General features: G+C 68.4%; 12 protein-coding genes. 7 read left to right on the top strand and 5 right to left on the bottom strand.

Annotated features, from left to right (window positions below; translation table 11 throughout):
* Nucleotides 1–23: 23 nt before the first annotated feature.
* A complete protein-coding gene (locus tag QUV35_RS01970) occupies nucleotides 24–959 on the bottom strand; it encodes a hypothetical protein (protein ID WP_300870459.1) in 936 nt (311 codons plus the stop codon).
* 210 nt (nucleotides 960–1,169) lie between these two features.
* Between QUV35_RS01970 and QUV35_RS01965 the strand changes: the two genes are divergently transcribed.
* On the top strand, nucleotides 1,170–4,286 hold the full coding sequence (locus tag QUV35_RS01965; RefSeq protein WP_300870458.1) for a hypothetical protein: 3,117 nt from the start codon (nucleotides 1,170–1,172) through the stop codon (nucleotides 4,284–4,286).
* A gap of 126 nt (nucleotides 4,287–4,412) precedes the next feature.
* Here the strand turns inward: QUV35_RS01965 and QUV35_RS01960 are convergent, their stop codons facing one another.
* The 3 genes from QUV35_RS01960 to QUV35_RS01950 all read right to left on the bottom strand — a co-directional run bounded on the left by QUV35_RS01960 (nucleotide 4,413) and on the right by QUV35_RS01950 (nucleotide 6,576).
* Nucleotides 4,413–5,738 (bottom strand): trypsin-like peptidase domain-containing protein, encoded by a 1,326-nt coding sequence (locus QUV35_RS01960; protein WP_300870457.1) that lies wholly within the window; start codon nucleotides 5,736–5,738, stop codon nucleotides 4,413–4,415.
* Nucleotides 5,739–5,791: 53 nt separating this feature from the next.
* The gene (locus QUV35_RS01955) at nucleotides 5,792–6,013 is read right to left on the bottom strand and encodes a hypothetical protein (protein WP_300870456.1); all 222 of its coding nucleotides are present in this window, start codon (nucleotides 6,011–6,013) and stop codon (nucleotides 5,792–5,794) included.
* 113 nt (nucleotides 6,014–6,126) lie between these two features.
* Entirely contained in the window at nucleotides 6,127–6,576 is a 450-nt protein-coding gene (locus tag QUV35_RS01950) for a host attachment protein (RefSeq protein ID WP_300870455.1), read from the bottom strand.
* A gap of 129 nt (nucleotides 6,577–6,705) precedes the next feature.
* Here QUV35_RS01950 and QUV35_RS01945 point away from each other — a divergent pair, with 129 nt between their 5' ends.
* Both QUV35_RS01945 and QUV35_RS01940 read left to right on the top strand, forming a co-directional pair.
* Nucleotides 6,706–6,954, top strand: a complete 249-nt coding sequence (locus QUV35_RS01945) for a lipoyl domain-containing protein (RefSeq protein ID WP_300870454.1) — start codon at nucleotides 6,706–6,708, stop codon at nucleotides 6,952–6,954.
* 115 nt (nucleotides 6,955–7,069) lie between these two features.
* Complete coding sequence (locus QUV35_RS01940) at nucleotides 7,070–7,534, top strand: RT0821/Lpp0805 family surface protein (RefSeq protein ID WP_300870453.1); 465 nt, start codon at nucleotides 7,070–7,072, stop codon at nucleotides 7,532–7,534.
* A 109-nt stretch (nucleotides 7,535–7,643) separates the two neighbouring features.
* On the opposite strand, the gene QUV35_RS01935 is transcribed toward QUV35_RS01940, so the two are convergent.
* On the bottom strand, nucleotides 7,644–8,492 hold the full coding sequence (locus tag QUV35_RS01935; protein WP_300870451.1) for a Crp/Fnr family transcriptional regulator: 849 nt from the start codon (nucleotides 8,490–8,492) through the stop codon (nucleotides 7,644–7,646).
* Nucleotides 8,493–8,769: 277 nt separating this feature from the next.
* Between QUV35_RS01935 and QUV35_RS01930 the strand changes: the two genes are divergently transcribed.
* The 4 genes from QUV35_RS01930 (at nucleotide 8,770) to QUV35_RS01915 (ending at nucleotide 15,172) form a co-directional block, all read left to right on the top strand.
* The gene (locus QUV35_RS01930) at nucleotides 8,770–10,314 is read left to right on the top strand and encodes a PAS domain S-box protein (protein ID WP_300870450.1); all 1,545 of its coding nucleotides are present in this window, start codon (nucleotides 8,770–8,772) and stop codon (nucleotides 10,312–10,314) included.
* Between the two features lie 13 nt (nucleotides 10,315–10,327).
* Nucleotides 10,328–11,470 (top strand): PAS domain-containing protein, encoded by a 1,143-nt coding sequence (locus tag QUV35_RS01925; protein WP_300870448.1) that lies wholly within the window; start codon nucleotides 10,328–10,330, stop codon nucleotides 11,468–11,470.
* A complete protein-coding gene (locus QUV35_RS01920; protein WP_300870447.1) occupies nucleotides 11,467–12,153 on the top strand; it encodes a response regulator transcription factor in 687 nt (228 codons plus the stop codon). The genes QUV35_RS01925 and QUV35_RS01920 overlap by 4 nt, the downstream gene beginning before the upstream one ends.
* Before the next feature lie 79 nt (nucleotides 12,154–12,232).
* A complete protein-coding gene (locus QUV35_RS01915; RefSeq protein ID WP_300870446.1) occupies nucleotides 12,233–15,172 on the top strand; it encodes a chemotaxis protein CheB in 2,940 nt (979 codons plus the stop codon).
* Nucleotides 15,173–15,176: the final 4 nt, after the last annotated feature.

The following is a 15,176-nucleotide window of genomic DNA, read 5'->3' as shown; positions in this document are numbered from 1 at the left end:
CGGGCGGATGCGCCAACTGAAGTTCAACCCGGTGGGGGTGGCGCCACCGTCTCCTGGCGCCTGACCTCCTTCAGCTTCATCGCGACATAGTCCGCGCGTTCCATCTCGTGCAGCTGTTCGGCATGGCGCTCGGTCGCGTTGAACCAGAGCGCCAGGCTCTGCCGCCACTCGCCCGCGCCCGGTGCCCCGCGTGACTGCAGGTGCGACTGCAGTGCCAGGTAGTAGCGCAAGGTGTTGCGTTCGACCACGCCGCGCACACCTTCCACCCGGATCGGCTGGCCGTTGGCGGTTCGGCCCACCACGCTGAAGCCCGACTTGCCGCTGCCCAGGGTGGCCAGGTAGGTCTTCATGGCCCAGCGCGCGGCCGTGCCGAAACCGTAGGAATACGTCATGCGCACCAGCGACTGGCCTTCGGGCTGCGGCACCGCCTCGACCACGATGCGGTAGTCGCGCGTGGACAGCGGGCCGCTGGGGGCACGCAGCTCGACCAGCAGGTGGTCGCTGCGATCGGCCGCCACCTTGAAGCCGAAGCGCACCCAGTGCACCTCCGACAGGGGCTGGTCGAACTTGCGGCCCACGCCCGAGACCAGCTCCTCGCCGCCAGCGGTTCGAACGGCGCGGCAGTACTTCATGTTGATGTGCAGGATCAGCACATCGCACCAGCTGTCGGCCTTGCCCAGTTCCTCGCGCACCCGCTCGAAGGGCTGGTTGATCAGCGCATGCACCTCGCCCTGCATGCGGTCGGCCGATTCGGTGGAGCGCAGGTAGACCGAACGCTCGGCCAGCGGGTCTGCGCCCTGGTCGCGCAACGCGGCGAACCGGGCGCGCAAGGCATCGGGTGAGGGGGTCTGTGCCCCGGCCGGGAGGCTGGACAGCGTGGCCAGCAGCAGCAGCCCCGGCGCCCAGCGGCGGGGATCCAGTGCGTCAAGTCGGCGGTGGGTTCTTCGGGCGGCATGCATCGGCCATTGTGGGGGTGGCCGCCGTGGCCAGGTGTCATTGAGTGTGCTCAATGAACCGGTGGTGTGTGGCAGCGGTGTTGCAGAACGGCCCGGTGCGCCGGGGCTTGAGCGCGCTCAATGACCGCGCACCGGCCGGCTTTGAAACTGGTGGGGCGGTTTCATTTGCTTTCAGTCGCCTGCACGAATCACTTCACCTCAGAGGACTTTCACATGACCTTCAGACTCCTTCAGCCCCTGGTGCGCCGTCCGCTGTGGGCCGCCGGCCTGAGCGCGGTGTGCACCGCCGCCCTGGTGGCCAGCGGTTGCGGCGGCAGTGGCAGCGACACCCTCGCCCTCACGCCCACCACCATCATCGAAGCCAACATCGACACGCTGGCCGCCCAGATCGGGGGCGGCACGCAGGACGTGGAGCTCTACAACGACGGCACCGCCGACTGGACCCTGTTCACCATGGCCAACCGCTTCGCGGCCACGCCCATCGGCATGAGCAAGGGCGCGGTGAGCGAAGTCCGTGCGCCGGGATACATCGAGCACATCACCGTGGTCAAGTCCTATGGCGGCAGGAGCTTTGCGTTGTTGTCCATGGGTGAGCAAGGCATTGGTGTGGTGGACATCACCAACCCGGCGGCCATGACCTACCTGCGCACCATGCAGGTGGGTTACACCGCGCCGGGGTTCACCACCGTGGACGGTGGTGGCAACCTGCTCACCGAAGTGGAGACGGTGCACGAGAGTGGCCCGGTGAACGACCTGCTGGTGGACACCAAGGGCACAGACGGCGACACCACCGACGACGAGATCTTCATCGCCAACGGTGCCTACGGCATCCAGAAGACGCGGCTGAGCAACCTGATGGATGCCACCTCCGACGGTGCGGTCACCATCGACGCACCGGCGGTGCAGGCCTACACGCTCACCTATGCCGGTGAAAACCCGTGGGGCGGTCCGCAAAGCCTGAAGCTGCAGGACGGCAAGCTGTACGCCGCGCTGGGCTATCTGGGCATGGGCATCTACAACCCCGCCACGCTGGCACGCGAAGGCATCTACAACCTCTACACCGACTGCGCCAACACCGCGCAGGAAGACTGGTTCGGCTATCCGGACCGCAAACCCGCCTGCAACACAGCCTTGCTGGCCGACCCGTCTTTCCTGGACGCCGACGGCATGCCCACCTACGAACAGGCCGCCGTTGAACTGAAAAACAAGAACGATCTGCCGGCTTACCCCTGGGCCGAGTTCGACCGCTACGGCCGTGAGTACTACAACGTGCGCACCATGGATGTGCAGCTCATCGGTGGCAAGACCATGGCCTTCATTGCCTACTCGCTGGGTGGTCTGGTGGCGGTGGACGTGAGCAACCCGCTCGTCCCGGTGTACGAAGGGTATGTGCCGGCCGCGCCTGCCCACGGCCCCGATGAGCCACCGATCAACGTGGACAAGAAAGGCATCCTGTCTCACTTCGGCTCGGGCATGCTCAAGGAAGCCGGCGTGATGGACGTTCGTGTGGTGCCGGACCCGGACGACAACACGAAGTACCACGCCTACTTCACCGACCACTTCGCCGGTGTGGTGGTGGTCAGCGGCGCCGAAGAACCGGCCGCCCACTGGAACAACCCTGGTGCGCCGTTCGACAACAACACGATCGGGGGTGTGACCGAACCCCGCGTCTACTGGCCCGACTACGAGTTCGTCACCTCCTTCGACATGACACCGGTGCCGGTGGGTGACGAGTCGCTGCCCAGATTCCTGACCGCAGACGCCAACGGCAACTACGCCGCACCGGTGATGCTGGTCACCGGTGAGATCAACGGCCACGGAGGTGCCTTGTTCATGCTGGCCAACCGGGACACCCGTGCCGAAGGCCAGGTGGACCTGGTGCAGTCGTCGGGTGCTGGCGGTGTGAGCTATGTCGACGTCAAGAACCTGACCGGCGCAGGCGTCGCGGTGGTCAACCGGTTTGCGGTGCCCGTGAATCTGGTGAGCACCAATGAAGTGGGTGCCCGCGAAGACGGTTCTGCCGGACAGCCCATCGCCATCGGACACAGCGAGGGCGTGACGGTGGCGGGCAACCACCTCTACCTGGCCGACGGCCCGCACGGCATGAGCGTCTGGCACATCGCCAACGGCTTCACGCCCATCGACGACCTCCACCTGGTGGCCAACACGCTCGCTGACGAATACGCCACCTCCCCCGATGGTGTGCAGCCCACACCCCACGCCTTCAAGGTGGCCTTCGGCGACAACCCCAACCACGCCTACGTGATGAGCCAGAGCCTGGGCGTGCGCCGGGTCGATGTGTCGGCCGTGACCAGCGGCGCTGCACAGGTGGGCAGCCCTGCCATCCTCGACGCCAAAGGCAGCATCTTCGAGCACAACACCGAAGCGGGTGGCGTGGGCCTGATCAGTGTGACGGGCCAGGACCACGCTTATGGTGCGACCTTGCGGGGCAAGTACGCCATCGTGGCCGACGGTGACAACGGCCTGACGGTCTACGACACCACGGCCGACCCCGCCACCGGCGCCCATGTGGTGGCCAACATCGGTGATTCCGAGGGCACCACTGGGCGCCCCCCGCTGGGACGCGCGGCCACGGTCAAGTTGTGGAGGAACGACGCCACCCAGCGCACCTACGCGGTGGTGGCCGCGGGGGCTTACGGCATCTCGGTGGTCGACATGACGGACTTCCTGGCCACCGGCCTGGCGCAGGACCTCAACGTGGCCGAGCATCTGATCAAGACCTTCGAGCCGCTCAAGTCCGACGACGACAACGCCTTCGGTTCGGCCGACGGCAAGAGCGTGGACGTGCATGTGGTGGGCGACATCGCCTACTTCAGCTACGACAGCTTCGGCCTGGTGGCCTACCGCATGGCCGACCTGATCCGCCCGGCCACCCTGGAGCGCCCGGCGGTGGTGCCCATGGGTCAGGCGCCCGACGCGTGTCTGGCGGTGACCGACGTCACCAAGCTCAGTTCGAAGCAGGGCGGCGTGGCCGAATGCCGACCCACGGCCGCTGGTTATTTCAAGCTGCAGAAGCTCGCCGGCTTTGAGGACACCGAAGGCGGTGCGCTCTACATGACGCCGCAGGTCTTCCCGGCCAACCAGCTGCTGAGCAACGGTGCCGGCTCGGTCTACACCCTGAGCACGCCACGGCTGCTGTTCTATGTGGGCTACGGCGACGCCGGCGTGGTCAAGCTCGACTGGAGCAACCTGGCCGCACCGAACCTGATGGCGATCAAGGGTGTGGTCGGCGGGGCCGCCGCCACCGCCATCCACAACGGCCGCGTGTATGTGGCAGCGGGAGCGGGTGGCCTCAGCGTCCTCAAGTGAGGCTCTCGCCGGCCTGTCGGGATCGGGATGCTCCTTCATCGGTGGGGCATCTCCTTGGTGGACACCGCCCGGGGACGGGCGGTGTCCTTTTTTTCGTCCGGGCGGGCGACGCTTCGCCGTCGGTCTTCAGTCGAGTTCGAGCGGGATGTACAGGCGCGTGCCGTCGCGGTCGACCAGCAGGGCCGCGCTCAACGGACGCTGGCGCAGCAGCCGGCGCACATCGTCGGTGGACTGCACCGGCGTGAGGTTGATCGCCAGCAGGACGTCGCCGGCGAGCAGCCCGGCCTGCGCCGTCAGTGCACTCACTTCGTCGACAAACAGGCCACCCGGCACACCCAGCAGGCTGCGCTCCTGAGCGTTCAGGGGACGCAGGCCCCAGCCCGGTTCCTGCTGTCCCCGCGCATCGGCCGGCGCCTCGGGCACGCTGGTGCCGGTGAGGTCCTCGGCCCGGTCCAGCCGCACCACCAGCTCGTGGGCCTTGCCGTCCCGCCACAGCGCCAGCCGCACCCGCTCGCCGGCCGTGGCCACGCCCAGGTGACTGGTGAGCTCCCCGGCGTGGCCCAGCGTCTCGCCATTGAAGGCGGTGATGACATCGCCTGTGCGCAGGCCGCCCTTGTCGGCGGCGCTGCCGGTCTCCACGTCGCTGACCAGCGCACCGCGGGGCTGGTCCAGGCCGAAGGCGCGCGCCAGCGTGAGGTCGAGGTTCTGGACCGCGACACCGAGGTAGCCGTGCACCATGCGGCCGTGGGCCAGCAGCTGGTCTTTCACCCGCAGCGCCACATCGATCGGCACCGCGAACGACAGGCCCTGGTAACCCCCGGAGAAGGTGAAGATCTGCGAATTGATGCCGACCACCGAGCCGCCGGCATCGAGCAGCGGCCCGCCGGAGTGGCCCGGGTTGACCGGCACGTCGGTCTGGATGTGCGGCACCGCGGCGTAGCCGGGCAGTGCGCGGCCCAGGGCGCTGACGATGCCGTGCGACACGCTTTGCTCCAGCCCGAACGGCGAGCCGATGGTCACCACCGGGTCGCCGACCTGCAGCAGCTCCACCTGCCCCAGGCGCAGCACCGGCAGGTCGGTCGCGTTCACGCGCAGCAGCGCCACGTCGGTGGTCGGGTCGATGCCGAGCAGTTGCGCGCGAAACTGGCGCCGGTCGCTCAGGCGCACCGTGATGCGCCGCACGTCCTGCACCACATGGGCACTCGTGAGCACCAGGCCGTCGCGGCTGATGATGAAGCCCGACCCCTGGCCTTGAAACGGCAACTTGCCCTTGAACGGCAGCACCGGTGTCTCGTCGTCGGGCGTCCACACGGTGGAGGCTGGCGAGCGCATGCCGACCACCTCGACGCCGACCACGGCCGGACCCGCCAGCTGGGCGATCGCCCGGTGGTTGGGCGTGAAGCCACCCGGCAGCGCCAGTGCCTCCCCCACCGGCTGGGCAGCCAGAGGCACCGCGATTGCGCTGCAAAGCAGTGCAACGGCGCCAGGCCGCCAGCAGAAAGCCTTCACTTCGCCTGGGAGCGGTGGATGTGTTCCAGCAAGCCCAGGATGAGCGCACGCACGTGCGCCTCGGCGACATCGATCGGGTCGTTGAGCCGGCTCATGCGCAACACGCCCACGCTTTTCTTCCCCGGCAGCGTGAGGTCGGTCGGGCTTCTGGTGAGAAACGGCGCCCGCGCGTTGCCCTCCAGTGCGTCCAGCCCGAGGCTGGCGTCAAGATCTTTCATGGACAGTCTCCTGTAAGTTGCTGCGCCGTCATGGTCGCACCACGGGCGGTGCGAGCGATTGATCTGCCTCAAGCGGGCTGAAGACCGGCCGCATGCGCCTTCGGCACCCGCGGTCAGCGCGCCGGGCGCTCCAGTTCGCGCAGCCGGGTCTCCAGGCTGGCCAGGTCAAGCCCGGTGAAGTCGGCGTCGTGCACCCACTGCAGCCGGGCGGCCACGCCCTGGCTCAGCGCGGCCTTGAGTTCGCCCAGCATGGGGCTGGAAGCGCTGATCCACAGGGCGTCGTAGGCCCCTGCGGCCAGGCCGTCCTGCAGGCGCTCGGCCAGTTCCCGCGCGAACTGGTGCAGCATCTTTTTTCGGGCGGTGGTGTGCGGCTCGAAGTGCGCGGCGGCGCTGCTGTTGTCGCTGCTCTCGTGGCCCTGGCGGTCGCGCTGCAGGTCGATGCCCTTGAGCCGGCCCTCGGGGAAATCGATGGTCTCCAGCGCCACCAGTGGATCGCCCACACCCGTGCGGCTGAACAGACGGGCAAGCGACCCGTTGGCGACCAGAATCCAGTGCTTTTTCATGATGACTTGTGCCTTTGTTGTCGGGAACGGGGCCACCAATCTAGAAGCGGCGGGAGCGTCCGGCGTTGAGTTCGATCAATGCCGCACCACGCCGGCGCGTCAGCATGGCGCCAGAGCCGGAGAACCCCGATGAACGATGTGATGCTGGACCCCCATTTGTGGCTGACGCTGGAAGCGGGCGACCAGGCGCGCCTGGAACGCTGGCTGGTGAGCGAGGGCGACGTGGTGCGCGCGGGCGAGTTGCTGGCCCAGGCCAGGCTGGTGCACCAGACGGTGGACATCGCCGCGCCGCACACCGGCGTGCTCGAAAGCATCCTGGTGCCCGAGGGCGATCTCATCGCGCGGGGTGCGGTGCTGGCGCGCGTCATTCCGTTGTGAGCTGGCGGGGGTCGCGCGCTTGCGGTGCGATTGAGCAGGCTCAAGCCGCCTGCCCGCGGCATTGCGCAGACTCGGGGGACCGCTGCACAAAGCGCCCCACAGGGACACTTTCACCATGAGCCGATTCTTCCAACGCACGCTTCCCGCACTCCTCACGGCCACCCTCGCACTGAGTGCCTGCCAGACCCCCATGACGCAGGAGCAGAGCGGCATGGTGATCGGCGGCCTGATCGGCGGGGTGGTGGGTTCCCAGTTCGGCCACGGCAGCGGGCGCACCGCGGCTGTCATCCTGGGCACGCTCACCGGTGTGGCCGTGGGTGGCACCGTGGGCCGCTCGATGGCCGAACGCGACCGCTACCTGACCGCCCAGACGCTCGAGACGGTGCGCACCGGCGTGCCCAGCCAGTGGGTCAACCCCGACACCGGCTACCGCTACACCGTGGTGCCCACACGCACCTGGGGCAGTGAGCAGGGCCCTTGCCGCGAATACCAGGTGAGCGCCGTGATCGGTGGCCGCGTGGAACAGATGTGGGGCACGGCCTGCCGCCAGCCCGACGGCAGCTGGCGCGCCGAACCCTGAGGCGCAGCCACTGCCGACCCCACAGGCTGTGGGGCACTCGTCTTTGGTGCAACAACCCAACGATTTTCAAAGCCAGGCCGGTCCGAACCACTTCACCGGCGCGTTGACCTCATGCGGGCAGGCCATGCAAGGCGATGGGTTTGCGGGCAGTGGTGCGCCGGCCGGGCTGTCGGCGTGTGCCCGGCACACCCACATCGTCCATCGAGCGGCGGGTGCTGCGCGAATAGGTCTTCAGACCGTCCATGTCGAGGATTTCCACATCGCGATCGCTCACGTGGATGAGGCGGTTCATCGACAGCGCGGTGAACGAGCGGCTCACGGTTTCGTGCGCCACGCCGAGCATGCTGGCGATGTCGCGCCGACCCATGCGCAGGTGGAAGCGCCGTGGCGACTGGCCGCTGGCGGCCATCTGGCGCGAGAGCTGCAACAGAAAACGCGCCAGTCGCACCTCGGCGGCCACGGCGGCCATCACGTCCACCAGATCGTTGGTCCGCGTCAGCGCGCGGCTGCCGGCGCGCTGCAGCTCGCGCTCGAACGCCGGTTCGGCGCGGCTCAAGGCCGGCAGTTCGGACTTGCGGATCACGTAGACGGTGGAGTCCTCCAGCGCGGTGACGGCGGTGGGGTGGGTCTCCATGCACAGCGCATCGAAGGCCAGCACCTCGCGGCGCCCGGCGAACGCGAGCACCTGTTCGTAGCCGTCCTCGTCGGTGCGAAAGATCTTGAAGGTGCCGGTGCTCACAAAGTACAAGGTGTCGCTCGGTGCACCCATGTGAACCAGGTGATCTCCCGCAGCCACGCGCCGCAGGCCCACCGGTATCTGGCTGGCCGCCTGGTGCGAGGTCGCCGTCGGGTCGTTGCCCAACAGTCGCAACAGGTCGGCCAGGGTGCTGCGGGCATTCTGCGAACCGTTGTCGGCTTCGGCCTGGTTCGTGCGGATCATCGTGGTGGAGCAAGGCATCAAGGGATCTCCTGGGTGGCTGGTTTGTTGTCCTGGTTCACAGCTTCAAGGATGCGCCGCCGGGCCACCGCGCACCATCGGAGTCCGGCGCGACCTGCGTTCGGAAAGCGGCTGCGCGTGATGTGACCCATTCCTACCCCTGGTTAGGAAAATTCCTACCCTTCCCGACGAGGCATTGACCTGCATCAAGGGGCCCGGGTATTGGGGTTTTGGCGCTGGCCGATATCGGGGAAGCTTTCTAAGATGTTTTGCAGTGACCCAATCGAGCCGAGACAACATGATTTCTGAAAGCATGGACCGTGTGCCCCCGGCCTCACAAGCTTTGGCGGAGCCTCGACTGGCCCATGCGGCACTGGAGGCGGTGATCACGGTCGATCGGCAGCAGCGCATCGTCGCGATCAATCCGGCGGGGCTGAGCATGTTCGGTCTCACCAGCGAGCAGGCGCTGGGCCTCGATCTCGGCAGCCTGATCCCGCCGCGTTTGCGCGCCGCGCACCATGACCATGTGCAAAGGTTCTGCGCATCCGGCGAAATCGAGCGCCCGATGGGCCGGCGTGGCCAGCTGCTCGGCCTGCGTGCCAACGGCGAAGAGTTTGCGCTGGAGGCCGCCATCTTCAAGAGCGACGGGGTACTGCCTGAGGGCGGGCACGCCCATTGCACGGCGGTGCTGCGCGACCTCAGCGAGGTCAACCGCATGACCTCCGTGATCGAGCAGCTCAACCAGCGCCTGCGCTCGGTGTTCGAGCGCGCGCCGGTGGCGATCTGGATCACCGAGCGGGACCGCGTGGTCTTCGCCAATCCGGCCTGTGCGCGGCTGGTGGGGCTCGATCAGCCCGAGCGGCTGGTGGGGCGGTCCATCTTCGAGCTGCTCTCGCCCGACTCGCACGCCCCGGTGCGCAGCAAGCTGCAGGACCTGGAGCAGGCGGACGGCGTGTCGGTGGTGGTGGGCGCCTTGCAGCGCGCCGACGGAGCGTTGCTCCAGGTCGAGATGGTGGTGGCGGTGTTGCCCGACCACGAACACAGTTTTGTGCAGATGGTGATCAACGACATCACCCAGCGTTCACGCGAGAAGCAGAACCTCCTTCGCTCGCGCCGCACCTTGCGCGAGTTGTCGGCCAACCTGGTGGCCGCGCGCGAAGAGGAGCGCCGGCGCATCGCGCGCGAGCTGCACGACGAGCTCGGCCAGCGGCTCACCGCGCTCAAGCTGGAAATGATTTCCTGCCAGCGCGACCACCCCGGCATGGGCGTGGGCGAGCGTGCACAGATCATGCTCGACATGCTGGACGAAACGGTGGCTTCGGCGCGCCGCATTTCCATGGACCTGCGCCCGCTGATGCTCGACGACCTGGGCCTGGCCGAGGCGATCGACTGGCTGGTCAAGGAGTTCAAGCGGCGCACCGGCATCGAGGTGCACACCCGGCTGGGCGATTGCGTGCGTCTGCTTTCCCCGGAGCTTTCGACCACGCTCTACCGCATCGTGCAGGAAGCCTTGACCAACATCACACGCCATGCCCACGCCACACGGGTGCAGCTCGATCTGTCGTGCACGGCCGATGTACTGCAGCTGGCCATCCAGGACAACGGCGTGGGCTTCCCCCTGGGCAAGCGGACGCGCAACCCGGGCTCGTTCGGCCTGCTGGGCATCCGCGAGCGGGTGCTGATGCTGGGTGGGCGACTCTCGGTGGCCAACGCGTCCGGGGGCGGTGCCCGGCTGTTGGTGCACGTGCCCCTGGTGCAGCCGCCGGCCACCCGGGATGACGACGATGTCGGCCACACGCAGGAGCCGTTGTTCGATGAATCCACCCGCGGCAGCCTTGAATGAGGGAGTCACCACCATGAGCGAGTCACCGGGCACCCCCGCCGCGAGCCTCGAAGCCCTGGAGCACGAGTTGCACGTGCACCAGGTCGAGCTGGTTCAGCAGAACGAGGAACTGCGGCGCGCGCAGTCCGACCTGGCCGCAGCGCACGATCGCTACCGCGACCTGTACGACTTTGCCCCCGTGGGCTATTGCACGCTGGACGCACAGGGTTGCATCAGCCAGATCAACCTGACCGGTGCCGGCCTGCTGGGGCAGCCGCGTTCGAGCCTGCTGGGCCTTCCGCTGGCGCGTTTTGTCGGCTCCAACGATGCCGATCGCTGGCACCTCTACCTGCGCTGGGCGCTGGGGCGCGAAACCCCGCAGCGCATCGACCTCACGATGAACTCCTCCGGCCGCACACGGCACTGGTTTGCCGCCATCAACAGCGTGCGGGTGTCGGGTGAGAACGCAGCGCCGTCCCTGCGGGTGTCCATCACCGATGTGACCGAGCGGGTGCGCTCCGAGGTCGAGCGCCGCATTGCCGCCATCGACGCCGACGCCCGCGAATCGGAGCGCCGTCGCATGGCGCTGGAGCTGCATGAAGACCTGGGCCAGCGCCTGAGCGCGATCAAGATCGGACTGGCCGGCCTGCCCGGCTGCGCGGCGCTGGCCGCCGACATCGACCAGGCGCTGGCGCTGGTGCGGCGCATCACGATCGACCTGCGCCCACCCATGCTCGACGACCTGGGGCTGCACCCGGCGATCGAGTGGCTGGCCAAGGACACGGCGCGCCGGCTCAACCTCAAGCTGGCCCTGCACATGGACCACGACCTGCCGCCGCTGGGCCGGGCGGTTTCGCTGGGGCTCTACCGGTTCTTCCAGGAATCGCTCTCGTACCTGCTGCACGAGACCCATGCCTCGGACCTCGACATCGCGGTGCAGCGACCGCTGGGGCAGTTCATCCTGAGCCTGCGCGCGCGCGCCAGCGAACCCGGCTCACCCTGGCGCCTGGACGCGCGCTCCGAACCTTCGCTGATCCTGGAGCACCGCGCCCGCCTGCTCGGGGGCCGGCTGGACCTCGACACCGCGCCCGATGGCTCCGGCTGGTTCGGCCTGCGCTTGACGCAGAACCTGGACCTCAAGGACACACCGGTGGACCGGGCGGGACGACCGGCATGAGCGGCGAGCGGATGCACGAACCCTTGCGCCTGCTGCTGGTGGACGACCACACCGTGGTGCGCGAGGGGCTCAAGCGCCTGCTCGATCCCCAGGGCAACCGGTGGTCCATCACCGAAGCCGGCACCGGCTTCCAGGCCCTGGAATGCCTGCGGCGCGAGTCCTTCGACCTGGTGATCGCCGACCTCTCCCTGCCCGGCATGAGCGGGCTCGACCTGATCCACCGCATCAAGGAAGGTTTTCCCGGCGTGGCGGTGCTGGTGCTCACCATGCACAGCGAAGAGCAGTACGCGCTGCGTGCCTTCCAGGCCGGCGCCAGCGGTTATGTGACCAAGGACAGCGCCAGCGAAGAGCTGGTGGCGGCGGTGCGCAAGGTCGCCTCGGGCGGTGTCTTCGTGACCGCGGTGCTGGCCGAGCGGGTGGTGCAGCAACTCACCGGCCGCCGCCCGGCCTCCGACCTGGGCATGCTGTCCAACCGCGAGCTGGAGATCATGCAGCGCATCGTCGCGGGCGAGCGCATGGTGGACATTGCCGAATCGCTGCACCTGTCGATCAAGACGGTGAGCACCCACAAGACCCGCATCCTGGAGAAGCTGCAGCTCGACAGCACCGCCGCGCTGATCCGCTTCGGGCTGGAACACCAGGTCGGCAAGGTCGACCTCGGTGCTGGCCCGGGTCCCGCCTGAGGCTCAGGCAGGTGCCTGGTCCCGCCGGAGTCCCCGGCGGGGTTGACCGGGCGACAATACCCGGCATCGAGGAGCGGACATGGTCACGAAAAAACAGCCCCCACCGTCCGGCACCCGCCCGGACGCCGATGCGCCGACAGGCGCTCCCCCCTGTCCGGTGGTGGCGCTCGGCGCTTCGGCCGGCGGGCTGGAGGCGTTCGAGCAGTTCCTGCGCGCCATGCCGCCGGACAGCGGCATGGGCTTCGTGCTGGTGCAACACCTCGACCCCACCCACCCGAGCATCCTGGCCGAGATCCTGCGCCGCAGCACCACCATGCCGGTGGTGGAGGCCACCGACGGCATGCCGGTGCAGGCGAACCGGGTGCATGTGATTCCGCCCAACCGCGACCTGGTGATTGCGGGCGGCGTGCTCGGCCTGAGCCTGCCGAGCGAGCCGCGCGGGCGCCACCTGCCGATCGACAGTTTCTTCCGCGCACTGGCGGCCGACCAGGGCGAAGCGGCGGTGGCCATCATTCTCTCGGGCACCGGCACCGACGGCACGCTGGGCATCCGTGCCGTGCACGGCGCGGGTGGCCTGGGCCTGGTGCAGGAGCCCTCCAGCGCACGTTTCGACGGCATGCCGGCCAGCGCGCTGAAGTCGGGCTTTGCCACCCAGGCGCTGGCGGTCGAGGCGATGCCGGCGCTGCTGCTGGCGCATGCCCGCCGGCTCGGTGCCCGCCCTCGCAGCGCCGACGACAGCGCCGCCTCGCGCCAGCTGGCGGGCGTGCTCATGCAACTGCGCCTGGGCACCGGCCACGATTTCTCGCAGTACAAGAAGAGCACCCTGGGTCGGCGCATCGAGCGGCGCATGACGCAGCAGGGCATCGAGGACCTGGCCACCTACGAGCGCTACCTCAAGGAGCATCCGCCCGAGGTGCAGACGCTGTTTCGCGAGTTGCTGATCAACGTCACGAGCTTCTTTCGCGATGCGGCGGTGTTCGACACGCTCAAGCGCGAGGTGCTGCCGGCGTTGCTGGCGCACCGGGGCGAACACGAGACCCTGCGCGTCTGGGTGGCCGGTTGTGCCACCGGTGAAGAGGCCTATTCGGTGGCCATGTTGATGCGCGAGCTGGCCGATGAACAGCGGCGCGACTGGCCGGTGCTGATCTATGGCACCGACATCGACGCCGACGCGGTGGCCGTGGCCCGTGCGGGCCTGTACCCGCCCAACATCGCGCAGGACGTCACGCCCGAGCGCCTGCGCCGCTTTTTCATCAAGGAGGAGGGCGGTTACCGGGTGCGCAAGGAAATCCGCGAGATGGTGGTGTTTGCGGTGCAGAGCGTCATCAAGGACCCGCCCTTCACCCGGCTGGACCTGCTGACCTGCCGCAATGTGCTGATCTACCTCGAGCCCGAACTGCAGGACCGGCTGGTGCCGATCTTTCATTACGCGCTGCGCCCCGGCGGTGTGCTGTGCCTGTCGCCGTCGGAGAGCATCGGCAGCCACGGCGAGCTGTTCGAAACCCTGGACCGGCGGCTCAACATCTACCGCGCCCGGCCCACCCTGGCCTCGCGGCGCGCGGTGATCAGCAGCCGCCTGTCGTGGACCACCGACCCGGCGGGCACGGCCATGCCGCCGGCGGTGACCAAGCCGCGCGAGGCCGCCGCCGCCGACCTCGCGCGGCGCACCCTGCTGCAGGCCTTCGCGCCGGCCTCGGTGCTCACCGACCTGCAGGGCGACATCCTGTTCGTGCACGGCGAGACCGGCCGCTACCTGCGGCTGGCCCCGGGCCAGCCCACGCACAACGTGGTGGACATGTCCACCGAGAGCCTGCAGGTCGATGTGCGTGCGGCCTTGCAGAAGGCCGCAGCGGGCGACCTGAGCCCGACCCGCTGCGAGGTGCTGCACAAGGTCGATGACAGCGTGCAGACCGTGACGCTGAGCGTGCGCGCGATCGCCGGACCCGAGCCCAGCCGCAGCCTGCTGCTGTTCAGCTTCCAGGAGCTGGACCCGTCGCCGGCGCGCGGGCCGACGCGGCGGCGCAAGGCCGCTGCCAGCACCGAGGCACAGCGGCTGCAGGCGCTGGAACACGAGCTGATGCTGAGCAAGCAGACGCTGGGCGCGATGGTGGAGGAGCAGCAGATTTCCAACGAGGAACTGCAGTCGACCAACGAGGAGTTGCAGTCCACCAACGAAGAACTGCAGTCCACCAACGAGGAGCTGGAAACCTCGAAGGAGGAGCTGCAGTCGGTCAACGAGGAGCTGGTCACGGTGAACTCGGAACTGCAGACCAAGGTGGAACAGCTCACCGGCATGCAGGACGACATGAAGAACCTGCTCGACAACATCAACGTGGGTTCGGTCTTTCTCGACCGCCGCCTGCTGATCCGCCGCTTCACCCGCGACGCCACCTCGGTGTTCCGGCTGGTGCCCTCCGACGTGGGCCGCCCGCTGGCCGACATCCGCTGCGACCTGCAGGATGTGGACCTGCTGGGCGACGCGCAGGGCGTGCTGGACACGCTCACGCCGCTGGAGCGCGAGGTGCGCACCACCGGCAACACCTGGTACCTCGCGCGCATCAAGCCCTACCGCACGGTGGACAACGTGATCGACGGCGTGGTGCTGACCTTCAACGATGTGACCGAACGCGTGCTGGCGCTGGCGATGCGCCAGGCGCGCGACCTGGCCGAGGCGGTGGTGGACACGGTGTACGAACCGCTGGTGGTGCTCGACGACCAGCTGCAGGTGCTCACCGCCAACCGCGCCTTTCTCGACCTGTTCGGGGGTCAGCCGGAAGGCACCCTGGGCCGCGGCTTCTACGAGATCGCCAACCGGCAGTGGGACTTTGCCGCCATGCACGAGCTGCTCGACGCGGTGCGGACGGGCCAGCGTCCCGCCGAAGAGCGCTCGCTCAGCCACGCCTTCGACGGCATCGGTGTGCAACACCTGCGGGTGCGCACCCGCCGCGTGGCCGACAAGAGCCGCATCGCCGACCTGGTGCTGGTGAGTTTCGCCAGGGAGGCGCCTCCCCGGGCCTGAGCGG

Source organism: Hydrogenophaga sp. (genome assembly GCF_030373225.1).
GTDB lineage: Bacteria > Pseudomonadota > Gammaproteobacteria > Burkholderiales > Burkholderiaceae_C > Hydrogenophaga.
This window is presented reverse-complemented; position numbering and strand designations above follow the sequence as displayed.